Genomic DNA, 24,005 nt, shown 5'->3' with positions numbered 1-24,005 from the left:
CATTGAATGTTCAAACTTTTGGTTAAGTCCTCGATCGATTAGTATTCGTCAGCTCCATGTGTCACCACACTTCCACCTCGAACCTATCTACCTCATCGTCTTTGAGGGATCTTACTTACTTGCGTAATGGGAAATCTCATCTTGAGGGGGCTTCATGCTTAGATGCTTTCAGCACTTATCCCGTCCACACATAGCTACCCAGCGATGCCTTTGGCAAGACAACTGGTACACCAGCGGTGTGTCCATCCCGGTCCTCTCGTACTAAGGACAGCTCCTCTCAAATTTCCTACGCCCACGACGGATAGGGACCGAACTGTCTCACGACGTTCTGAACCCAGCTCGCGTACCGCTTTAATGGGCGAACAGCCCAACCCTTGGGACCGACTACAGCCCCAGGATGCGATGAGCCGACATCGAGGTGCCAAACCTCCCCGTCGATGTGGACTCTTGGGGAGATAAGCCTGTTATCCCCGGGGTAGCTTTTATCCGTTGAGCGATGTACTTCCATGCGGAACCACCGGATCACTAAGCCCGTCTTTCGACCCTGCTCGACTTGTAGGTCTCGCAGTCAAGCTCCCTTGTGCCTTTACACTCTACGAATGATTTCCAACCATTCTGAGGGAACCTTTGGGCGCCTCCGTTACCTTTTAGGAGGCGACCGCCCCAGTCAAACTGTCCGCCTGACACTGTCTCCTGCCCCGCTAAGGGGCATGGGTTAGAATTTCAATACAACCAGGGTAGTATCCCACCGACGCCTCCTTCGAAGCTGGCGCTCCGAGATCTCTGGCTCCTACCTATCCTGTACAAGTTGTACCAAAATTCAATATCAGGCTACAGTAAAGCTCCACGGGGTCTTTCCGTCCTGTCGCGGGTAACCTGCATCTTCACAGGTACTATAATTTCACCGAGTCTCTCGTTGAGACAGTGCCCAGATCGTTACGCCTTTCGTGCGGGTCGGAACTTACCCGACAAGGAATTTCGCTACCTTAGGACCGTTATAGTTACGCCGTTTACTGGGGCTTCAATTCGCAGCTTCGCTTGCGCTAACCACTCCTCTTAACCTTCCAGCACCGGGCAGGCGTCAGCCCCTATACGTCACCTTACGGTTTTGCAGAGACCTGTGTTTTTGCTAAACAGTCGCCTGCCTATTCACTGCGGCTCTCATGCGCTTGCACGCTCAAGAGCACCCCTTCTCCCGAAGTTACGGGGTCATTTTGCCGAGTTCCTTAACGAGAGTTCTCTCGCACACCTTAGGATTCTCTCCTCGACTACCTGTGTCGGTTTGCGGTACGGGCACCTCTCACCTCGATAGAGGCTTTTCTTGGCAGTGTGAAATCAGGAACTTCGTCCATACGGACTCGCCATCACAGCTCAACGTTACAGTGTGCGGATTTGCCTACACACACGCCTTACTGCTTGGACGCGCACAACCAACGGCGCGCTTACCCTATCCTACTGCGTCCCCCCATTTCTCAAACGGTGAGGAGGTGGTACAGGAATATCAACCTGTTGTCCATCGCCTACGCCTATCTACTCGGCTTAGGTCCCGACTAACCCTGAGCGGACGAGCCTTCCTCAGGAAACCTTAGTCATACGGTGGACGGGATTCTCACCCGTCTTTCGCTACTCATACCGGCATTCTCACTTCTAAGCGCTCCACCAGTCCTTCCGGTCTGACTTCAACGCACTTAGAACGCTCTCCTACCACTGACATCGTAGATGTCAATCCACAGCTTCGGTGAATCGTTTAGCCCCGATACATTTTCGGCGCAGCGTCACTCGACCAGTGAGCTATTACGCACTCTTTAAATGATGGCTGCTTCTAAGCCAACATCCTGGTTGTCTGTGCAACGCCACATCCTTTTCCACTTAACGATTACTTTGGGACCTTAGCTGGTGGTCTGGGCTGTTTCCCTTTTGACTACGGATCTTATCACTCGCAGTCTGACTCCCGTGTATAAATATCTGGCATTCGGAGTTTGTCTGAATTCGGTAAACCGGGATACCCCTAGTCCAAACAGTGCTCTACCTCCAGTATTCTCATCACGAGGCTAGCCCTAAAGCTATTTCGGAGAGAACCAGCTATCTCCAAGTTCGATTGGAATTTCTCCGCTACCCACACCTCATCCCCGCACTTTTCAACGTGCGTGGGTTCGGCCTCCAGTAAGTGTTACCTCACCTTCACCCTGGACATGGGTAGATCACCTGGTTTCGGGTCTACGACCACGTACTAATTCGCCCTATTCAGACTCGCTTTCGCTGCGGCTCCGCCTTCTAAAGCTTAACCTCGCACGTAATCGTAACTCGCCGGTTCATTCTACAAAAGGCACGCTATCACCCATTAACGGGCTCTAACTACTTGTAGGCACACGGTTTCAGGATCTCTTTCACTCCCCTTCCGGGGTGCTTTTCACCTTTCCCTCACGGTACTGGTTCACTATCGGTCACTAGGTAGTATTTAGCCTTGGGAGATGGTCCTCCCGGATTCCGACGGAATTTCACGTGTTCCGCCGTACTCAGGATCCACTCTGGAGGGAACGAACTTTCGACTACAGGGCTTTTACCTGCTCTGGCGGACCTTTCCAAGTCGCTTCATCTAACTCATTCCTTTGTAACTCCGTATAGAGTGTCCTACAACCCCAAGAGGCAAGCCTCTTGGTTTGGGCTCTTCCCGTTTCGCTCGCCGCTACTCAGGGAATCGATTTTTCTTTCTCTTCCTCCAGGTACTTAGATGTTTCAGTTCCCTGGGTCTGCCTTCAAGACGCTATGTATTCACGTCAAGATACTACGCGATTAAACGTAGTGGGTTCCCCCATTCGGAAATCTCCGGATCAAAGCTCACTTACAGCTCCCCGAAGCATATCGGTGTTAGTGCCGTCCTTCTTCGGCTCCTAGTGCCAAGGCATTCGCCGTGCGCCCTTAATAACTTAACCTAGTTATTAAGCCTATAAAAAACTTAAAAAATAAATGTGTTTGTTACAATTTCAATGTCGTTTTATCCAGTTTTCAAAGAACAAATAAAAATTGGTGGAGCCTAGCGGGATCGAACCGCTGACCTCCTGCGTGCAAGGCAGGCGCTCTCCCAGCTGAGCTACCAAGAGGTTATATATGGTGGCCTAAATGGACTCGAACCATCGACCTCACGCTTATCAGGCGTGCGCTCTAACCAGCTGAGCTATAGGCCTCTTGGAAGTTTTATAAAGTTAGTTATAAACCTTCAAAACTGAACGCAAAACGTAATCTTACAAACCCAAGGTTTGTATTCCGAAAATATCCTTAGAAAGGAGGTGATCCAGCCGCACCTTCCGATACGGCTACCTTGTTACGACTTCACCCCAATCATCTATCCCACCTTCGGCGGCTGGCTCCAAAAGGTTACCTCACCGACTTCGGGTGTTACAAACTCTCGTGGTGTGACGGGCGGTGTGTACAAGGCCGGGAACGTATTCACCGCGGCATGCTGATCCGCGATTACTAGCGATTCCGGCTTCATGTAGGCGAGTTGCAGCCTACAATCCGAACTGAGAACGACTTTATCGGATTAGCTCCCTCTCGCGAGTTGGCAACCGTTTGTATCGTCCATTGTAGCACGTGTGTAGCCCAGGTCATAAGGGGCATGATGATTTGACGTCATCCCCACCTTCCTCCGGTTTGTCACCGGCAGTCACCTTAGAGTGCCCAACTAAATGATGGCAACTAAGATCAAGGGTTGCGCTCGTTGCGGGACTTAACCCAACATCTCACGACACGAGCTGACGACAACCATGCACCACCTGTCACCGTTGTCCCCGAAGGGAAAACCATATCTCTACAGTGGTCAACGGGATGTCAAGACCTGGTAAGGTTCTTCGCGTTGCTTCGAATTAAACCACATGCTCCACCGCTTGTGCGGTCCCGTCAATTCCTTTGAGTTTCAGTCTTGCGACCGTACTCCCCAGGCGGAGTGCTTAATGCGTTAGCTGCAGCACTAAGGGGCGGAAACCCCTAACACTTAGCACTCATCGTTTACGGCGTGGACTACCAGGGTATCTAATCCTGTTTGCTCCCCACGCTTTCGCGCCTCAGTGTCAGTTACAGACCAGATAGTCGCCTTCGCCACTGGTGTTCCTCCAAATCTCTACGCATTTCACCGCTACACTTGGAATTCCACTATCCTCTTCTGCACTCAAGTCTCCCAGTTTCCAATGACCCTCCACGGTTGAGCCGTGGGCTTTCACATCAGACTTAAGAAACCACCTGCGCGCGCTTTACGCCCAATAATTCCGGACAACGCTTGCCACCTACGTATTACCGCGGCTGCTGGCACGTAGTTAGCCGTGGCTTTCTAATAAGGTACCGTCAAGGTACAGCCAGTTACTACTGTACTTGTTCTTCCCTTACAACAGAGTTTTACGAACCGAAATCCTTCTTCACTCACGCGGCGTTGCTCCATCAGGCTTTCGCCCATTGTGGAAGATTCCCTACTGCTGCCTCCCGTAGGAGTCTGGCCGTGTCTCAGTCCCAGTGTGGTACCGATCACCCTCTCAGGTCGGCTACGCATCGTTGCCTTGGTGAGCCGTTACCTCACCAACTAGCTAATGCGCCGCGGCCATCCTATAGCGACAGCCGAAACCGTCTTTCAGTATTGTCCCATGAGGGACGATAGATTATTCGGTATTAGCCCCGGTTTCCCGGAGTTATCCCAAACTATAGGGTAGGTTGCCCACGTGTTACTCACCCGTCCGCCGCTAACGTCAAAGGAGCAAGCTCCTTCTCTGTTCGCTCGACTTGCATGTATTAGGCACGCCGCCAGCGTTCGTCCTGAGCCAGGATCAAACTCTCCATAAAAGAAATTTGATTAGCTCAAATTGTTTTGCTGGCATCAATTTTGATGTCCAAATTTTTGTTTCGTTCACTAACGAAGTTAGCTAATAAAAACTATATTGATTACGTTTTGCTTGTTCAGTTTTCAAGGTTCATATATAAAAATTGGTGGAGCCTAGCGGGATCGAACCGCTGACCTCCTGCGTGCAAGGCAGGCGCTCTCCCAGCTGAGCTAAGCCATAAAGTATATTTTAGGAAATGGTCGGGAAGACAGGATTCGAACCTGCGACCCCTTGGTCCCAAACCAAGTGCTCTACCAAGCTGAGCTACTTCCCGTTCATTTATTGGCGCGCCCGGCAGGAGTCGAACCCACAACCTTCTGATCCGTAGTCAGACGCTCTATCCAATTGAGCTACGGGCGCTAAATATTAAAAATGGTGCCGAGGTAGGAATCGAACCGGCACGGTAGTCACCTACCGCAGGATTTTAAGTCCTGTGCGTCTGCCAGTTCCGCCACCCCGGCACATTTGGAGCGGAAGACGAGGTTCGAACTCGCGACCCCCACCTTGGCAAGGTGGTGTTCTACCACTGAACTACTTCCGCATGTGCATAAGATTATTTATCCTGGCAATTATAAATTTGAAATATAGATGATGCGGGTGAAGGGAGTCGAACCCCACGCCTCGCGGCGCTAGATCCTAAGTCTAGTGCGTCTGCCAATTCCGCCACACCCGCATATTATTGTTGGCAATTAAAATGGTGAGCCATGAAGGACTCGAACCTTCGACCCTCTGATTAAAAGTCAGATGCTCTACCAACTGAGCTAATGGCTCAAAAAATGGTGCCGGCTATAGGAATCGAACCCACGACCTACTGATTACAAGTCAGTTGCTCTACCTGCTGAGCTAAACCGGCATATGGTGGAGGATGACGGGCTCGAACCGCCGACCCTCTGCTTGTAAGGCAGATGCTCTCCCAGCTGAGCTAATCCTCCTGGGTATTATGCCTAGCGACGTCCTACTCTCACAGGGGAAGCCCCAACTACCATCGGCGCTAAAGAGCTTAACTTCCGTGTTCGGTATGGGAACGGGTGTGACCTCTTTGCCATCATCACTAGACTATTTAAAAGACAAGATTCATTATAACATAAATTATTATAATTACAAGCTTTTTTTAAAACTTGCTTGTTCTTTCAAAACTGGATAAACGGTTCATTGAATGTTTCAAACTTTTTTTGGTTAAGTCCTCGATCGATTAGTATTCGTCAGCTCCATGTGTCACCACACTTCCACCTCGAACCTATCTACCTCATCGTCTTTGAGGGATCTTACTTACTTGCGTAATGGGAAATCTCATCTTGAGGGGGGCTTCATGCTTAGATGCTTTCAGCACTTATCCCGTCCACACATAGCTACCCAGCGATGCCTTTGGCAAGACAACTGGTACACCAGCGGTGTGTCCATCCCGGTCCTCTCGTACTAAGGACAGCTCCTCTCAAATTTCCTACGCCCACGACGGATAGGGACCGAACTGTCTCACGACGTTCTGAACCCAGCTCGCGTACCGCTTTAATGGGCGAACAGCCCAACCCTTGGGACCGACTACAGCCCCAGGATGCGATGAGCCGACATCGAGGTGCCAAACCTCCCCGTCGATGTGGACTCTTGGGGAGATAAGCCTGTTATCCCCGGGGTAGCTTTTATCCGTTGAGCGATGGTACCTTCCATGCGGAACCACCGGATCACTAAGCCCGTCTTTCGACCCTGCTCGACTTGTAGGTCTCGCAGTCAAGCTCCCTTGTGCCTTTACACTCTACGAATGATTTCCAACCATTCTGAGGGAACCTTTGGGCGCCTCCGTTACCTTTTAGGAGGCGACCGCCCCAGTCAAACTGTCCGCCTGACACTGTCTCCTGCCCCGCTAAGGGGCATGGGTTAGAATTTCAATACAACCAGGGTAGTATCCCACCGACGCCTCCTTCGAAGCTGGCGCTCCGAGATCTCTGGCTCCTACCTATCCTGTACAAGTTGTACCAAAATTCAATATCAGGCTACAGTAAAGCTCCACGGGGTCTTTCCGTCCTGTCGCGGGTAACCTGCATCTTCACAGGTACTATAATTTCACCGAGTCTCTCGTTGAGACAGTGCCCAGATCGTTACGCCTTTCGTGCGGGTCGGAACTTACCCGACAAGGAATTTCGCTACCTTAGGACCGTTATAGTTACTACCGCCGTTTACTGGGGCTTCAATTCGCAGCTTCGCTTGCGCTAACCACTCCTCTTAACCTTCCAGCACCGGGCAGGCGTCAGCCCCTATACGTCACCTTACGGTTTTGCAGAGACCTGTGTTTTTGCTAAACAGTCGCCTGGGCCTATTCACTGCGGCTCTCATGCGCTTGCACGCTCAAGAGCACCCCTTCTCCCGAAGTTACGGGGTCATTTTGCCGAGTTCCTTAACGAGAGTTCTCTCGCACACCTTAGGATTCTCTCCTCGACTACCTGTGTCGGTTTGCGGTACGGGCACCTCTCACCTCGATAGAGGCTTTTCTTGGCAGTGTGAAATCAGGAACTTCGTCCATACGGACTCGCCATCACAGCTCAACGTTACAGTGTGCGGATTTGCCTACACACACGCCTTACTGCTTGGACGCGCACAACCAACGGCGCGCTTACCCTATCCTACTGCGTCCCCCCATTTCTCAAACGGTGAGGAGGTGGTACAGGAATATCAACCTGTTGTCCATCGCCTACGCCTATCCTCGGCTTAGGTCCCGACTAACCCTGAGCGGACGAGCCTTCCTCAGGAAACCTTAGTCATACGGTGGACGGGATTCTCACCCGTCTTTCGCTACTCATACCGGCATTCTCACTTCTAAGCGCTCCACCAGTCCTTCCGGTCTGACTTCAACGCACTTAGAACGCTCTCCTACCACTGACATCGTAGATGTCAATCCACAGCTTCGGTGAATCGTTTAGCCCCGATACATTTTCGGCGCAGCGTCACTCGACCAGTGAGCTATTACGCACTCTTTAAATGATGGCTGCTTCTAAGCCAACATCCTGGTTGTCTGTGCAACGCCACATCCTTTTCCACTTAACGATTACTTTGGGACCTTAGCTGGTGGTCTGGGCTGTTTCCCTTTTGACTACGGATCTTATCACTCGCAGTCTGACTCCCGTGTATAAATATCTGGCATTCGGAGTTTGTCTGAATTCGGTAAACCGGGATGGCCCCTAGTCCAAACAGTGCTCTACCTCCAGTATTCTCATCACGAGGCTAGCCCTAAAGCTATTTCGGAGAGAACCAGCTATCTCCAAGTTCGATTGGAATTTCTCCGCTACCCACACCTCATCCCCGCACTTTTCAACGTGCGTGGGTTCGGCCTCCAGTAAGTGTTACCTCACCTTCACCCTGGACATGGGTAGATCACCTGGTTTCGGGTCTACGACCACGTACTAATTCGCCCTATTCAGACTCGCTTTCGCTGCGGCTCCGCCTTCTAAAGCTTAACCTCGCACGTAATCGTAACTCGCCGGTTCATTCTACAAAAGGCACGCTATCACCCATTAACGGGCTCTAACTACTTGTAGGCACACGGTTTCAGGATCTCTTTCACTCCCCTTCCGGGGTGCTTTTCACCTTTCCCTCACGGTACTGGTTCACTATCGGTCACTAGGTAGTATTTAGCCTTGGGAGATGGTCCTCCCGGATTCCGACGGAATTTCACGTGTTCCGCCGTACTCAGGATCCACTCTGGAGGGAACGAACTTTCGACTACAGGGCTTTTACCTGCTCTGGCGGACCTTTCCAAGTCGCTTCATCTAACTCATTCCTTTGTAACTCCGTATAGAGTGTCCTACAACCCCAAGAGGCAAGCCTCTTGGTTTGGGCTCTTCCCGTTTCGCTCGCCGCTACTCAGGGAATCGATTTTTCTTTCTCTTCCTCCAGGTACTTAGATGTTTCAGTTCCCTGGGTCTGCCTTCAAGACGCTATGTATTCACGTCAAGATACTACGCGATTAAACGTAGTGGGTTCCCCCATTCGGAAATCTCCGGATCAAAGCTCACTTACAGCTCCCCGAAGCATATCGGTGTTAGTGCCGTCCTTCTTCGGCTCCTAGTGCCAAGGCATTCGCCGTGCGCCCTTAATAACTTAACCTATCGGCTTCCAATCCACTGCGCATTTCGTTGTCAGCTTCTCTCGTTCAATCAGTCACGGACGTAAGTACGCTCCTTCATTCACTCGTTCGCTTCCTAGAACTGCTTGTGTCTTGAAACCCTATTTCGTTATTAAGCCTATAAAAAACTTAAAAAATAAATGTGTTTGTTACAATTTCAATGTCGTTTTATCCAGTTTTCAAAGAACAAGTTTTGAAGTATTTCATCGTAATGATGAACCTTCAAAACTGAACGCAAAACGTAATCTTACAAACCCAAGGTTTGTATTCCGAAAATATCCTTAGAAAGGAGGTGATCCAGCCGCACCTTCCGATACGGCTACCTTGTTACGACTTCACCCCAATCATCTATCCCACCTTCGGCGGCTGGCTCCAAAAGGTTACCTCACCGACTTCGGGTGTTACAAACTCTCGTGGTGTGACGGGCGGTGTGTACAAGGCCGGGAACGTATTCACCGCGGCATGCTGATCCGCGATTACTAGCGATTCCGGCTTCATGTAGGCGAGTTGCAGCCTACAATCCGAACTGAGAACGACTTTATCGGATTAGCTCCCTCTCGCGAGTTGGCAACCGTTTGTATCGTCCATTGTAGCACGTGTGTAGCCCAGGTCATAAGGGGCATGATGATTTGACGTCATCCCCACCTTCCTCCGGTTTGTCACCGGCAGTCACCTTAGAGTGCCCAACTAAATGATGGCAACTAAGATCAAGGGTTGCGCTCGTTGCGGGACTTAACCCAACATCTCACGACACGAGCTGACGACAACCATGCACCACCTGTCACCGTTGTCCCCGAAGGGAAAACCATATCTCTACAGTGGTCAACGGGATGTCAAGACCTGGTAAGGTTCTTCGCGTTGCTTCGAATTAAACCACATGCTCCACCGCTTGTGCGGTACCGTCAATTCCTTTGAGTTTCAGTCTTGCGACCGTACTCCCCAGGCGGAGTGCTTAATGCGTTAGCTGCAGCACTAAGGGGCGGAAACCCCCTAACACTTAGCACTCATCGTTTACGGCGTGGACTACCAGGGTATCTAATCCTGTTTGCTCCCCACGCTTTCGCGCCTCAGTGTCAGTTACAGACCAGATAGTCGCCTTCGCCACTGGTGTTCCTCCAAATCTCTACGCATTTCACCGCTACACTTGGAATTCCACTATCCTCTTCTGCACTCAAGTCTCCCAGTTTCCAATGACCCTCCACGGTTGAGCCGTGGGCTTTCACATCAGACTTAAGAAACCACCTGCGCGCGCTTTACGCCCAATAATTCCGGACAACGCTTGCCACCTACGTATTACCGCGGCTGCTGGCACGTAGTTAGCCGTGGCTTTCTAATAAGGTACCGTCAAGGTACAGCCAGTTACTACTGTACTTGTTCTTCCCTTACAACAGAGTTTTACGAACCGAAATCCTTCTTCACTCACGCGGCGTTGCTCCATCAGGCTTTCGCCCATTGTGGAAGATTCCCTACTGCTGCCTCCCGTAGGAGTCTGGTAGTGTCTCAGTCCCAGTGTAGATCACCCTCTCAGGTCGGCTACGCATCGTTGCCTTGGTGAGCCGTTACCTCACCAACTAGCTAATGCGCCGCGGGCCCATCCTATAGCGACAGCCGAGACCGTCTTTCAGTATTGTCCCATGAGGGACAAAAGATTATTCGGTATTAGCCCCGGTTTCCCGGAGTTATCCCAAACTATAGGGTAGGTTGCCCACGTGTTACTCACCCGTCCGCCGCTAACATCAAAGGAGCAAGCTCCTTTGATGTTCGCTCGACTTGCATGTATTAGGCACGCCGCCAGCGTTCGTCCTGAGCCAGGATCAAACTCTCCATAAAAGAAATTTGATTAGCTCAAATTGTTTTGCTGGCATCAATTTTGATGTCCAAAATTTTGTTTCGTTCACTAACAAAGTTAGCTAGTAAAAACTATATTGATTACGTTTTGCTTGTTCAGTTTTCAAGGTTCATTTTGTCGCTGTTCGTTTCAGCAACTTTTATATAATACCATTTTCAAACTTAGCTGTCAACAACTTTTTAAAATATTTTATTTCCTTAAGAAGTGACAACTTTTAAATCTTACCACTTTCGAATGTTGTTGTCAACATTTTTTTGCGGTCGTTATTTAAGAAGTTTGTGATACTTAATGTTACGTCGTCTTAACGACAAGTAATAATTTATCACGATTCTAAGATCTCTGCAAGTATTTTTCTGCAAAAATATTATTTCTTTAAAAAAACGTCATTAGTAAGCTATTAATAGTAGTTTCTAGCTACGATGTTTTTACAATTATTCTTGCTTTGAAAACATTGTTATTACTATACCTCTGTTTTTGTCATTTCTCAATAAAAAAAGAGACCCTTTTCAACAAGGATCTCCTTTTTAATTATTATTTCGTTATGTGGCGCATTGTTGGGAATAATAGTACATCACGAATTGATGGTGAGTTTGTAAGAAGCATGATTAGACGGTCAATACCAATACCTAATCCACCTGTTGGCGGCATACCGAATTCTAAAGCTTCAATAAAGTCATTATCCATTTCGTGTGCTTCGTCATTGCCCGCTTCTTTCTCAGCTAGTTGCGCTTCAAAGCGTTCACGTTGATCGATTGGATCATTAAGCTCTGTGAATGCATTCGCATGCTCACGACGTACGATAAACAGCTCAAAACGATCTGTGAAACGCTCGTCCTCTGGATTTTTCTTCGCTAAAGGAGAGATTTCTACAGGATGACCGAATACAAAAGTTGGCTGTACTAGTGTTTCTTCTACTTTTTGCTCGAAGAATTCATTAATAATATGACCGACTTCATGCGCAGCTTTGACTTCTACCCCGTGTTCTTTTGCAAGTGCTTGCGCTTGTTCCTTCGTCATTGGCTGCCAGAAATCAACGCCTGTAGCTTCTTTAACCGCATCTACCATATGAACACGTCTCCAACCTACAGCAAGGTTGATTTCATCTTCACCGTATTGTACGGATGTTGTGCCAAGAACTTCTTGTGCTACATGGGCAATTAAGTTTTCTGTTAATGACATGATATCTTTGTAGTCTGCATATGCTTCGTACAGTTCAATCATTGTGAACTCCGGATTGTGACGAGTTGAGATACCTTCGTTACGGAATACACGGCCTATCTCATAAACTTTTTCTAGTCCACCCACGATTAAACGTTTTAAGTGCAATTCGATAGCAATACGCATGTATAATTCCATATCAAGTGCATTATGGTGAGTAATGAACGGACGAGCCGCTGCACCACCGGCAATTGTATGAAGCATTGGTGTTTCTACTTCTAAGTAGCCTGCATTATCTAAATAGTTACGAATTGCACGGATAATTTTAGAACGCGTAATAAATGTTTTTTTGCTATCTTCGTTTGTCATTAAATCTAAATAACGTTGACGGTATCGTTGTTCTACATCTTGTAAGCCATGGAATTTTTCAGGCATAGGACGTAGCGCTTTTGTTAGGAACGTAAACCCTTCAGCCTTCACTGAAAGTTCTCCCACTTGCGTACGGAATACGTTACCACGTACACCTACGATATCACCAAGGTCAGCTTGTTTAAATAAGTCATAAGCTTCTTCACCAACATGATCCTGACGAACGTAAATTTGAATTTGTCCACCTAAATCTTGAATATGTGCAAAGCCAGCTTTCCCTTTACCGCGCTTTGTCATAATACGACCTGCGATAATCACTTCTTGTAGGTTTTCTTCTAGCTGTTCTTTTGTTTGATCTGCAAATTGTTCGCGCACTTCTGTAGAAAGATGTGTACGCTCAAATCGACTACCGAATGGATCTTGACCGTTCTCTTGAATAGCAGTCATTTTTTGACGTCTCACCAATAGCTGATCATTTAACTCTTCTATGTTTGACACTTGTTTCACTCCTTATTAAATTGTCCGCGTTTACGTCCATAATATTTCTATTGTACACAATTTTAAAGCTGTATTCATCTGTTTCGGTTTAAATTCCATAAGAGTTAAAATAATTAATAATTCTAAAAATTGAAGTAGACAGATTAGGTTGTTCTATATTTACTTTTACATCAATCATAACAAAAGAGACATCTCAAAATTAAATTGAGATGTCTCTTATCACATTATATGATAATTTCTTTTTGCTCTGGTACATAAATTTCAGACTCACATTGCTCATAGTCTTGCACAATTCCATTTAATATAGCACGTAGCTCTGTTGCTGTTTCAGTTTGATTAATAGCACTGCGGGCTTTACCGTTACCACGAATACCTTTTAAATACCACGATGCGTGCTTACGCATTTCGCGCACAGCCACACTCTCTCCTTTTAATTGCATCAGGCGTTCAAAATGCAATAAACATACATCCATTTTTTCGCGAACGCCAGGCTCGTCTTTTAACTCTCCTGTTTCCAAATACTGAACTGTACGATAAATCATCCACGGATTACCTAATGCTGCTCGTCCGATCATTACAGCATCCACCCCTGTTGTATCTAGCATACGTTTTGCATCTTGGGGCGATTCAACATCACCATTACCAAGTACAGGGATATTGACATTTTCCTTTACTTGACGAATAATATCCCAATTTGCTTTTCCTTCGTACATTTGCACACGTGTACGGCCATGAACCGCTACTGCTGAAGCACCGGCACGTTCAACAGCCTGCGCATTTTCCACAGCAAAGACATGTTCATCGTCCCACCCAATACGCATTTTTACACTGACTGGCTTTTTCACCGCATCAACAACTGCAGCTACCATTTCGTAAACTTTGTTTGGATCTAGCAGTAAACGTGCACCTGCTTCACACTTAATTATTTTATTGACTGGACAGCCCATATTAATATCAATAATGTCAGCAGTTGTATTTTCGTCTACATACTTCGCCGCTTCTACAAGTGTCGTTTTATCTCCACCAAAAATTTGTAGTGAAAGGGGATTTTCACGTTCGTCAATATATAGCATACCTAACGTTTTTTCATTTTTACTAACAATCCCTTTATCACTAATCATTTCTGCATATACTAGCCCTGCTCCGAATTCTTTCACCGTTAATCGAAAAGCAGAGTTACAGATACCAGCCATTGGTGCTAATACGACACGGTTGTCCATGACAATATCGCCAATTTGAAACGGCTTTTCAGTTGTCTGACTCAACGTCGATTTCCTCCTTCTATGGGCTTTCACCCGTCATTGCTAAAGATGTATTGTTAATGCTTTTGGCATTTATTATTAAGCTCTCCACAAATCAAACTTATGCACATTATTTCATAGACGGCATCAATCTCGTATCCGCCGATTGCTTCCATAGTGTTACGCCTTCCTCTTGCAAATTCATCTGTTGCAGGGTTGTGTGTGCTCTTTGTAATTGCTCTCCAGATGGAGTAGGCGTAATTTCTATTAATGGTACTAACACAAAAGCTCGTTCATACATTCTTGGATGTGGCACAAGTAAGCTCTCTGTTTCAATATTTTCGTGATTGTAGAGTAGAATGTCAAGGTCGATGATTCGAGGCCACCATCGAAACTCCCGAACACGACCTAACTCGTTCTCTACCGACTGACAAATCTTTAGCATTTCACAAGATGAACTACTTGTTCTAACATGAACCGCGATATTTAAAAAATCTGCTTGGTCAGTAAAACCTACAGCCGCTGTTTCATAGATAGAAGAAACCCGAATAACTTCTAGCCCTTCTTTTTCCATTAAAAGTTCGATTGCACGCTGAAGGTTGGCATAACGTTCACCAATATTTGTACCAATCGATATATATACGTCATTCATTAGAAGTCACCTCTAGTTATCTCAACTGAAACTTCTTTGTAATAACCATGTATCGGTGGATCTGGTTTAATGAGCTCAACTCGTACACCTTTGACCTTATCAGGATATGCAGAGAGTATACTATTAGCGATTTTCGCAACAAGAGCTTCAATTAGTTTAAAAGGCTCGCCCTCAACGATATCACGACAAAGCGCATACACTTCAGCATAATTCACAGTATACGTTAAATCATCTGTGTCACCCGCTTTAGTCATATCAACCGCTAATGAAACATTGGCGCGAAAGCGTTGGCCCAGTGTTGTTTCTGCTGCTAAAACACCATGATAGCCATAAAACTGCATGTCCTTTAAATGAATATAGTCCATTACGCTTCCTCCTTGTAAATACGTTTACCAACTAACACATCAGCCATATGTGCAGCACGAGCCATTTCTTTCACATCATGCACACGGATTAGATGACAACCTTTTTCAATGCCATAAACAACAGTTGCGCATGTTCCTTCAATCCGTTCTTCTACAGGAAGCTGCAATACATTGCCTATCATTGACTTGCGCGAGGTTGCTAATAACACAGGGTATCCCATATTCACTAAATCCGCTAGATGCTGCATCATTGCAATATTTTGAGCCGTTGTTTTAGCAAAACCGATGCCTGGATCCAATATGATATGAGAATCAGGCACACCCGCCTTCTTCGCAATAGCAATACTCTGTTCTAAATCCGCTTTGGCTGTTGCCCAAAAATTACTTCCATAATCTTTGTTTTCGCGATTATGCATTAAAATAATTGGTACATTTAGTTCCGCAGCAACTTCTGCAATGGCAGGTTCTGATTTGGCACCCCAAATATCATTAATAATATGAGCACCCGCTTCAATCGCCGCCCGTGCTACGCTCGCTTTATACGTATCAACTGAAATAATAGCTGGCACTTCCGCTACTAGTGCCCGGATAACCGGTACAATACGCGCAATTTCATCATCATCAGAAATACGCTCATAACCAGGGCGTGTCGATTCACCGCCAACATCAATAATTTTCGCACCTTCAGCTACCATCTTTTTAGCCTGCTCTACAGCGGCATCCACGTTATTATATTTTCCACCATCTGAAAAAGAGTCTGGCGTGACATTTAAAATACCCATAATAAATGTTTCACTGTTATAATCTAAAGTAATCCCATTAATTGTTAACGGTGTTGTATAGTTTTCTAGCATTTTAATGCTCCTTCTATTGTTGTTCCACCTCTTTGATAAACGCCTCATGTAAACGTAAATAAATCGGTCCTTTATTGCCTAACAACTGAATATCTTCTAACATGCAAATCGGAACAAGCTCTTGCACAGAGTTTGTAATAAAACATTCGCTCCCTTGCTCCACATCGTTTTTAGTAAATAAACCTTCTCGTATTTCAATACCTACTGACTGCGCATGTTCTAGTACCCATGCTCTCGTAATACCAGGTAATATACCCGCTTCTAAAGAAGGCGTATATAGTATATCATCTTTCACCCAAAATATATTTGAAGTGACACCTTCAGCCACATAGCCCTCCTCTGTTAAAAAGAAACCTTCCTGCACGGCTAAAGAGGACATTTCAAACCTTCCTAAAACGTTATTGCCATAATGATGCGACTTGACACGTAAAACGCCTTCAGGAGTATTCCGTCTTACCTCTAACCATAACGCTGTTTTTTCCTTACCACGAGGAGTATCAGGCAACTCTTTCCGAAAGACGATTACATTGGGTTGTGTATACTCGCTCGGTTGCAAACCTATACTGTGCTCCCCAGCAGATACATTTAAACGAAAATAACCATCTTGCCCACCGGCAGCTAAATTTAGTTGTTTAATAACAGCTAGTAAATCCTGTTTTGTATAAGGCAGATGAATATGGAACTGCGTAAGTGCCGCTTGTAAACGTTCCATATGCGCTTCCCAAAATAATACCTTCCCATTGTAAGTACGCAACGTCTCGAAAAAACCTAAGCCATATAAAAAACCATGGTCAAATGGTGAAATTCGCAATTCCTCCGCTGCTACATAGTTCCCGTTCAACCAGCACTGCATATTACTTCGCTCCTTCTACATACAATTCGATAAAATGACGTAGAAGCTTTTTCCCCTGTTCCGTCATAATAGATTCTGGATGATATTGAACTCCTTCGATTGGATACTCTTTATGCCGAATCCCCATAATTTCTCCTTCTGCAGTCCACGCTGTCACATCAAAACAGGCTGGTAAGCTTTCTTTTTCCACAATGAGCGAATGATATCGTGTTGCTTGAAATGGATTGGGCATACCTGCATGTAGACCCTTTTCCGCATGCAACACCGGAGACGTTTTACCATGCATTAAACGTTCTGCACGAATAACATGTCCTCCAAAAACTTGAGCTATTGCTTGATGTCCAAGACACACCCCTAAAATAGGAATATTTCCCGCGAAATATCGAATGATGTTTAGACTTTCACCAGCTTCGTTCGGACTACAAAGTACAGGAGAAATCACAATCATATCGGGCGCAAGTTTTTCAATATCCGCAATTGTGAGCGAATCATTTCTTTTTACAATTAACTCATGTCCAAATTCTCCAAAATACTGCACAAGATTATATGTAAAAGAATCATAGTTATCAATCATTAAAATCATTTTGCTCGCTCCTCCGCCATTGCCTTAGCCTGCCACATAGCTTTTGCTTTATTTAAAGATTCTTGGTATTCTCTTTCCGGAACAGAATCAATAACTATTCCTGCACCAGCTTGGATATATGCCATCCCATCTTTAACAAACGCTGTTCGTATTACAATATTCAACTCCATATCCCCTGTATAGCCTAACCAGCCAATGGAACCCGTATATAACCCTCGACGGACTGGTTCTAATTCTTCAATAATTTCCATCGTACGAATTTTAGGTGCTCCTGTAATCGTCCCACCTGGGAACATCGCTCGAACGACATCCGCATTGGTCTTTCCTTCAGCTATCTCACCACGCACATTTGACACAATATGCATGACATGGGAATAGCGTTCAATGACCATAAACTCATCGACCTCCACTGTACCGTATGCTGATACTCTCCCTAAATCATTACGTTCTAAATCAACGAGCATCACATGTTCTGCTCGCTCCTTCTCGTTATCAATTAACTCCTGTGCCAACGCAATGTCTTGTTCATCAGACTTTCCTCTCGGACGCGTTCCTGCTATTGGTCGTGTTGATAACTCCTTACCTTGGCGTTTCACCAATAGCTCTGGTGAACCAGACACAACCGCAAAATCAGGGGCTTCAATATACGCCATATATGGCGAAGGATTAAATGCACGTAACGCTTCATAAACATCCATTGCTGTAGCATTTAATTTTTTCGATTGACGAACTGATAAATTCACTTGAAACACGTCACCTTGTGCTATATAGCTTTGAATTTTCCTCACAGCAGCTTCAAAGGCAGTGCCTGCAAATGACACAAGCAGTTCACTTTCATCATTTACCACTTCAACAGCATTTGTCTTTTCAAATTTCCTTAACTGCAAACCTTCCTGTGCCGCTACTTGCCAAGCATGTGCTCGCTCTTCAAGGTTCACATCACAGTTTGCTAACTTCATAAACGTAACTTCATTTGTCTTAACATCATGTACTGCCCAACAATCAAATAAATAAAAATAAATATCTGGCACCTTTAAATCATCTGTTGCTAGTTCTGGCAGCTCCTCAATTTTCCGTGCGTAATCATATGACACAAAACCGATGGCGCCTCCTTGGAAAACAGGCAGTTTAGCATCATAAGTTAATTGATAGTTCGCTACTAACTGTTCTAACAAATCAAGTGGCTCCCCGTATAACATTTCGCGAGTGCCATCTCTCCACTCTATAAGCAAACCACCCTCAATTGATTGAGCAGTTGCTAATGGCTGCCATGCGGCGATCGAATAGTGCCCGCCACGTCCACTCTCTAAAAATACATGGGCTTTTTCATCTGTCGTTTGCTTTTTATAGCTATAAAAAAACGCGTCTGCGTCCATTTTCACTGATTTCGTAGATAATGTATTCACGTTGCTCTTCCCCTTTGGATCATATGATTGTGATTCCATCTTAACGTGAAAAATGCAGAGATGCGAATTTTTTTTGCTCCTAAAATAAATAACTATAAATGCCACTTCTTGCTACAACCGATTGCCAATACTGTTCATGTCTAATAGCACGATTTCTTGCTCAAAATAGCGAGGAAGTATCGGCCATTTTTGTTCCATGCAGGCGTTTTGTATATAGTCTTTTTAAGAATTAAGTTGCAGACTAAAAGTTGCTCCTTCTCGTCAAATAGCGGCTCTTCCATAAAAAAAACTGTAGGCACACTCTCAAATTTTTGAGATTGCCTACAGTCTATAAGACTCCCTTTTAGAAGGATGTCATTTTGTCTGAAAATTAGTCTTCAAATTGGTATAAAGGTGTAGATAGGTAACGCTCACCATTTGAAGGTACGATTGCAAGGACATTTGAGCCCTTACCTAAGCGTTTTGCTGTCTCAATTGCTGCATAGATTGCTGCACCTGAAGAAATACCGCATAGAATACCCTCTTCACGCGCTACTTTACGTGCTACTTCAAACGCAATTTCGTTTTCTACAGGGAATACTGAAGAATAAACGTCTGTATCTAAAACAGAAGGCACGAATCCAGCACCAATACCTTGGATTTTATGTGGACCTGGTTGACCTCCTGAAAGTACTGGAGAATCTTTTGGCTCAACAGCAATAATTTCAATTTCTGGGTACTTCTCTTTTAATACGCTACCAGCACCCGTAATTGTACCACCTGTACCAACACCTGCAACAAATCCATCTAATTTCAAGCCGTCAAAAGCTTCCACGATTTCTGGCCCTGTTGTTAAACGGTGAACAACTGCGTTTGCTGGGTTAGTGAATTGCTGTGGTAAAAAGTATCCGTGCTCTGCAGATAACTCTTCCGCCTTTGAAATGGCACCTTTCATGCCAGCTGGTCCAGGTGTTAACACTAAATCAGCACCATAAGCACGCAGTAAATTACGTCGCTCTAAACTCATTGTTTCTGGCATTACTAAAATTGCTTTATAGCCCTTAGCTGCAGCAATCATTGCTAATCCAATTCCTGTATTACCAGAAGTAGGTTCAATAATCGTACCACCTGGTTTTAACGTTCCGTCTTTTTCAGCAGCTTCAATCATCGCCAACGCTAAACGGTCTTTTACTGAGCTCCCTGGGTTAAAATACTCTAATTTAACATATACAGTACCTTCATTTTCACTTGTTGCATGATTTAATTTTACAATTGGTGTTTTACCAACTAATTCAGCTACTGAGTTCGCTAATCTACTCATTTATTATTCCACTCCTAATCCCTACTAATTTTATAGGTTTTACTTATTTTGTATTTTATCAATTTTCCAGTTGCATTGTCAATCAATAAAGCTTATATTTTCAGAATATTTATTTGAAGCCAGAAAGTACGTTACTTTCTGGCTTCCTTTTATCATTTCTTTTCTTCACCATAATACCAAGTCGCCTTAAATTCAGACCAAAATGCTTCAGGTGTTATTGATTGTTGCAATTGCTCCAACGCAAGCTCCCGTTCGATATGTTCTTTCACATCGTCATATGTAAAGGATTGACCTTCTATTACTTCTTGAACTTGCACGATTCCGTAATGGTATTATCTAACTTAAATACCTTACTAATTTCATTTGCCGATAACGTTTTAACCGCTTTTAACAAAGCTGGATCAATATTGCCCTGCTTCTCTGTTAAGAACCCTATGTCTCCACCTAAGCTAGCCGATGCACTGTCAATTGAAATTTCACGTGCCAGCACAGAAAAATCAGACCCATTTTTTAGTTCACTTAACGCTTCTTCAGCAGCTTTTTTGAGTCTACCTCAATAAAATTTGTACGATAACTTGTGTCAGTATTATATAACGCTTTATTTTCTTCATAGTATTTTTTAATACTGTCTTCTTTAATCACAACATCTTTTGTTAGTACTTTATCTAAAATAAGCCCAGAGCGAATTTTCTGCTTTAACTGGTCGGCCTATAGATTTTGCAATGCTGTATCGAATTTATCTTGAGCTGAACGCATTAACGCAAGTTCTAAATCAATCTCTTGATTAGACACTTTTATTTTATATTTATCAGCAGCCTTTTCCATAACAGATTCATTCACTAAGTTTTGGAGAGTTTCTTTACCATAGCGTTCTTCCATAGCAATCATCCACTCTTGGCGTGTTATTACATCGCCATCAACGGCAGCGACTTGTTCGTCGCTACCAATTTCCTGACCTTTATTTGGAATTAACCAAGCAATAAACCATAAAAAATTCCCTAGTAATAAGATAGCAATAACTATTAAAGCCGGCTTTGTTTTTAAACGGCGTTGCAATAAGGGCGTTTGGTTGGGTGTTGAAGATGTCTGTGGTCTCCGATTACGCGTTGAGCTCATCGATAAAACCTTCTAGTTCTTCTTTTGAGAAATGATATGTTTCTAAACAGAAGTGACATTGTGCTTCAGCCGCACCATCTTCATCAATCATTTCTTGAATTTCCTGCGAACCCAAACCTAAAATTGCTGCACCAAATCGCTCTTTTGAACATTGACATTTAAATTCAACCGGCATTGAATCTAAAATTTGGACTTTTCCTTCTCCTAATACAGCCTCTAAAATTTGCTCTGGTGTATAGCCCTTTTCAATCATTTTCGATACAGGCTCTAGCGTCGCTAAATGTTGCTCGATTGCGTCGATTGTTTCTTCTTCACAGCCCGGCATAAGTTGAAGAATAAAGCCGCCCGCTGCTAGAATAGAATTATCCGGATTAACTAGTACACCAAGCCCTACAGATGAAGGCACCTGTTCAGATGTTGCAAAATAGTAAGTAAAATCTTCTGCAATTTCTCCAGATATAATTGGTGTTTGGCCAGAGAACATATCACGTAAGCCCAGATCCTTGACAATCGTTAACGCGCCTTCCGTCCCGACACCAGCTCGTACATCCAACTTGCCTTGTTCGTTTAAATCAAAATGCACGTGTGGATTTGTTACAAAACCACGCACTTCACCTTGAGCGTTACTATCAATTACCATAGGACCGATTGGACCATTACCTTCGATTTTAATGGTAATCTTTTCTTGACCTTTTAACATAGCTCCCATCATGACACCAGCAGTCATGGAACGACCAAGAGCTGCAGACACAACTGGCCATGTATTATGACGGCGTTGTGCTTCTCCTACAGTTGCTGTTGTACAAGCAGCGAAAACACGCACCTGCCCATTAAATCCTAAACCTCGAACTAAATAATCTTTCATAAATGAAAAGTCCCTCTTTTCTTATTGGTTACGTTTATATAACTTATATAAACCTTTTAATGTTAAAAATGGATCAACGACATCTATCACTTGCGTCTCCCCAGCAATTAAATTGGCTAATCCTCCAGTTGCAATAACAAGTGGCTCTTCTTTACTTTGTGCCTTCATGCGATTAACAATGCCCTCCACTTGTCCAACAAAACCATAAAAAATGCCGGCCTACATCGCAGAAACGGTTGTTTTTCCAACAATATGTGTAGATCGAAGAATTTCAATACGTGGTAATCGAGCTGCCTGCGTATAAAGTGCCTCTGTTGAAATCGAAATGCCTGGAGCAATAGCACCGCCCATATAATCGCCTTTTTCATTCAAATAACAATATGTTGTTGCCGTACCAAAATCCACAATAATTAACGGTGCTTTATAAGCATCGAGCGCTGCTATAGCGTTTACGATTCGATCTGAACCAACCTCTCGTGGGTTTTCATATTTAATGTTTAAACCTGTTTTTACACCGGGTCCAACGACCAATGGTTTTTTCCGGAAATATTTTTTGCACATTGCTTCTAACGAAAACATAATCGGCGGTACAACCGAGGATATAATAATGCCAGTAATTTGTTCAAATGAAATGCCTGCATGGTTAAAAAAAGCGAGTACTTGCATCGCATATTCGTCTTCCGTTTTATGAAGATCCGTAACCATTCGCCAATGAAAAGCGAGCTGATCATTTGTATCATAGACTCCCAATACAATATTTGAATTTCCTGCATCCAATACTAAAATCATGGCCGATGCCTCCATATCAAATTCGCCCCCATGAAACCGACTGAGTTTCATTACTATCAACAAACGTTTGTTTGTGTAACTTCACTTCATCGAACTAGAGGCGCTTATTTTCAGTTTAAGAAGGCGCTTCGCTGAACACCAAATAAAGTTTGAACACTTTAGAAAATGATACCACACTTTTAAGCCAATGAAATAGCATTACTACTTACGACAAAAGGAGCCACCCTACATTTTAGAAGGTAGCTCCGTAACCATTATTTAAAATTAAATTTTTCAGGGTCTGGTCCGCAACGTAAGCCGTCATTCATAGCATCTAACTGTGCCATTTCTTCATCAGCTAATGCAAAATCAAAAACATCTAAGTTTTCAGTCATACGTGATGGTGTCATTGTTTTTGGGATTGTTACAACACCATGTTGAACATCATATCGCAAAACGATTTGTGCTGGTGTTTTGTTGTATTTACTTGCTAACTGTTGAATTAACGCTTCCTCCAACAAAGAACCATTCATTAATGGTGACCATGCTTCAACTTGAATACGATGTTCTTTACAATAATTACGTACTTCTTCCTGTGTCAGATGGGGGTGAAATTCTATTTGATTGATAACAGGAATAACCGTTGTTTCTTTTAATAAATGTTCTAAATGATGTACATGAAAATTGCTGACACCAATGGAACGAACACGCCCGTCCTGATAAATTTTTTCAAGCGCTTTATATGCCTCAATATAGTTCGTATCTAAACCTGGTCAATGAATTAAATATAAATCTAAATAATCTAAACCTAATTTTTCTAAACTGCTAGCGTATGCGGCAAGTGTCTCTTCATAAGAAAGTCCGTCATTCCAAACTTTTGAAGTTACAAAAAGCTCCTCACGTGCAACTAGACCTTCATCAATTGCTGCGCGAATTCCTCGCCCAACGCTTTCCTCATTACGGTACACTTGTGCAGTATCTATGCTACGATAACCTTTTGCGATAGCTGTTTTAACAGCATCAGCCAAATCATCTCCATCTGGTACACGGAATACACCATAGCCTACTAAAGGCATTTCTAGTCCATTATTCAATGTTACGTTTTCCATGTTCAACACTCCTATCCATTATGCAGATGCATAACATACT

The 24,005-nt window shown here is 44.5% G+C and carries 10 protein-coding genes, 9 tRNA genes, 5 rRNA genes and 3 pseudogenes; all 27 read right to left on the bottom strand.

Going from position 1 to position 24,005, the window contains the following annotated elements; genetic code table 11:
- Positions 1-18: 18 nt before the first annotated feature.
- Positions 19-2,933 (bottom strand): 23S ribosomal RNA (locus LO754_RS00590).
- A 176-nt stretch (positions 2,934-3,109) separates the two neighbouring features.
- A tRNA-Ile gene (locus LO754_RS00585) sits at positions 3,110-3,184 on the bottom strand.
- A 96-nt stretch (positions 3,185-3,280) separates the two neighbouring features.
- Positions 3,281-4,827, bottom strand: a 16S ribosomal RNA gene (locus LO754_RS00580).
- 235 nt (positions 4,828-5,062) lie between these two features.
- A tRNA-Pro gene (locus LO754_RS00575) sits at positions 5,063-5,139 on the bottom strand.
- A gap of 9 nt (positions 5,140-5,148) precedes the next feature.
- Positions 5,149-5,225, bottom strand: a tRNA-Arg gene (locus tag LO754_RS00570).
- A 13-nt stretch (positions 5,226-5,238) separates the two neighbouring features.
- A tRNA-Leu gene (locus tag LO754_RS00565) sits at positions 5,239-5,326 on the bottom strand.
- Positions 5,327-5,331: 5 nt separating this feature from the next.
- Positions 5,332-5,406: transfer RNA gene (locus LO754_RS00560), tRNA-Gly, on the bottom strand.
- Positions 5,407-5,457: 51 nt separating this feature from the next.
- Positions 5,458-5,538 (bottom strand) — tRNA-Leu (locus LO754_RS00555).
- A 22-nt stretch (positions 5,539-5,560) separates the two neighbouring features.
- Positions 5,561-5,636, bottom strand: a tRNA-Lys gene (locus LO754_RS00550).
- 6 nt (positions 5,637-5,642) lie between these two features.
- Positions 5,643-5,718 (bottom strand) — tRNA-Thr (locus LO754_RS00545).
- 3 nt (positions 5,719-5,721) lie between these two features.
- A tRNA-Val gene (locus LO754_RS00540) sits at positions 5,722-5,797 on the bottom strand.
- 10 nt (positions 5,798-5,807) lie between these two features.
- Positions 5,808-5,921: ribosomal RNA gene (gene rrf, locus LO754_RS00535) — 5S ribosomal RNA — on the bottom strand.
- A 116-nt stretch (positions 5,922-6,037) separates the two neighbouring features.
- Positions 6,038-8,960: ribosomal RNA gene (locus tag LO754_RS00530) — 23S ribosomal RNA — on the bottom strand.
- Positions 8,961-9,264: 304 nt separating this feature from the next.
- Positions 9,265-10,809: ribosomal RNA gene (locus LO754_RS00525) — 16S ribosomal RNA — on the bottom strand.
- The 16S, 23S and 5S rRNA genes sit together here with 9 tRNA genes alongside, the layout of an rRNA operon.
- Before the next feature lie 550 nt (positions 10,810-11,359).
- Positions 11,360-12,862, bottom strand: coding sequence for a lysine--tRNA ligase (gene lysS, locus LO754_RS00520; protein WP_174412966.1), 1,503 nt, complete (start codon positions 12,860-12,862; stop codon positions 11,360-11,362).
- Positions 12,863-13,077: 215 nt separating this feature from the next.
- The gene (dusB, locus tag LO754_RS00515; RefSeq protein WP_024362619.1) at positions 13,078-14,118 is read right to left on the bottom strand and encodes a tRNA dihydrouridine synthase DusB; all 1,041 of its coding nucleotides are present in this window, start codon (positions 14,116-14,118) and stop codon (positions 13,078-13,080) included.
- 106 nt (positions 14,119-14,224) lie between these two features.
- On the bottom strand, positions 14,225-14,746 hold the full coding sequence (gene folK / locus LO754_RS00510; RefSeq protein ID WP_231785372.1) for a 2-amino-4-hydroxy-6-hydroxymethyldihydropteridine diphosphokinase: 522 nt from the start codon (positions 14,744-14,746) through the stop codon (positions 14,225-14,227).
- The gene (folB, locus tag LO754_RS00505) at positions 14,746-15,111 is read right to left on the bottom strand and encodes a dihydroneopterin aldolase (RefSeq protein WP_024362617.1); all 366 of its coding nucleotides are present in this window, start codon (positions 15,109-15,111) and stop codon (positions 14,746-14,748) included. The genes folK and folB overlap by 1 nt, the downstream gene beginning before the upstream one ends.
- Positions 15,111-15,965, bottom strand: a complete 855-nt coding sequence (folP, locus tag LO754_RS00500; protein ID WP_024362616.1) for a dihydropteroate synthase — start codon at positions 15,963-15,965, stop codon at positions 15,111-15,113. The genes folB and folP overlap by 1 nt, the downstream gene beginning before the upstream one ends.
- A 13-nt stretch (positions 15,966-15,978) precedes the next feature.
- A complete protein-coding gene (pabC, locus tag LO754_RS00495; protein ID WP_231785371.1) occupies positions 15,979-16,818 on the bottom strand; it encodes an aminodeoxychorismate lyase in 840 nt (279 codons plus the stop codon).
- Position 16,819: 1 nt separating this feature from the next.
- The gene (gene pabA / locus LO754_RS00490) at positions 16,820-17,401 is read right to left on the bottom strand and encodes an aminodeoxychorismate/anthranilate synthase component II (protein WP_231785370.1); all 582 of its coding nucleotides are present in this window, start codon (positions 17,399-17,401) and stop codon (positions 16,820-16,822) included.
- A complete protein-coding gene (locus LO754_RS00485; RefSeq protein ID WP_024362613.1) occupies positions 17,398-18,807 on the bottom strand; it encodes an anthranilate synthase component I family protein in 1,410 nt (469 codons plus the stop codon). The genes pabA and LO754_RS00485 overlap by 4 nt, the downstream gene beginning before the upstream one ends.
- 370 nt (positions 18,808-19,177) lie before the next feature.
- Positions 19,178-20,107, bottom strand: coding sequence for a cysteine synthase A (gene cysK, locus LO754_RS00480; RefSeq protein ID WP_024362612.1), 930 nt, complete (start codon positions 20,105-20,107; stop codon positions 19,178-19,180).
- A gap of 152 nt (positions 20,108-20,259) precedes the next feature.
- Positions 20,260-21,223, bottom strand: a pseudogene (locus LO754_RS00475) (peptidyl-prolyl cis-trans isomerase).
- The gene (gene hslO / locus LO754_RS00470) at positions 21,207-22,088 is read right to left on the bottom strand and encodes an Hsp33 family molecular chaperone HslO (RefSeq protein ID WP_024362610.1); all 882 of its coding nucleotides are present in this window, start codon (positions 22,086-22,088) and stop codon (positions 21,207-21,209) included. The pseudogene LO754_RS00475 and the gene hslO overlap by 17 nt, the downstream one beginning before the upstream one ends.
- 21 nt (positions 22,089-22,109) lie before the next feature.
- Positions 22,110-22,877: pseudogene (locus LO754_RS00465) on the bottom strand (type III pantothenate kinase).
- Between the two features lie 254 nt (positions 22,878-23,131).
- A pseudogene (locus tag LO754_RS00460) lies at positions 23,132-23,965 on the bottom strand (aldo/keto reductase).
- Between the last annotated feature and the right edge of the window lie 40 nt (positions 23,966-24,005).

This window comes from Lysinibacillus sp. GJ-1, assembly GCF_021166035.1.
Lineage (GTDB): Bacteria > Bacillota > Bacilli > Bacillales_A > Planococcaceae > Lysinibacillus > Lysinibacillus sphaericus.
This window is presented reverse-complemented; position numbering and strand designations above follow the sequence as displayed.

What these genes read in the sequence shown, in the direction of transcription:
- folK (WP_231785372.1), bottom strand. Translation starts at nt 14,746, where the DNA reads ATGAATGACGTATATATATCGATTGGTACAAATATTGGTGAACGTTAT.
- folB (WP_024362617.1), bottom strand. Translation starts at nt 15,111, where the DNA reads ATGGACTATATTCATTTAAAGGACATGCAGTTTTATGGCTATCATGGT.
- folP (WP_024362616.1), bottom strand. Translation starts at nt 15,965, where the DNA reads ATGCTAGAAAACTATACAACACCGTTAACAATTAATGGGATTACTTTA.
- pabC (WP_231785371.1), bottom strand. Translation starts at nt 16,818, where the DNA reads ATGCAGTGCTGGTTGAACGGGAACTATGTAGCAGCGGAGGAATTGCGA.
- pabA (WP_231785370.1), bottom strand. Translation starts at nt 17,401, where the DNA reads ATGATTTTAATGATTGATAACTATGATTCTTTTACATATAATCTTGTG.
- cysK (WP_024362612.1), bottom strand. Translation starts at nt 20,107, where the DNA reads ATGAGTAGATTAGCGAACTCAGTAGCTGAATTAGTTGGTAAAACACCA.
- hslO (WP_024362610.1), bottom strand. Translation starts at nt 22,088, where the DNA reads ATGAAAGATTATTTAGTTCGAGGTTTAGGATTTAATGGGCAGGTGCGT.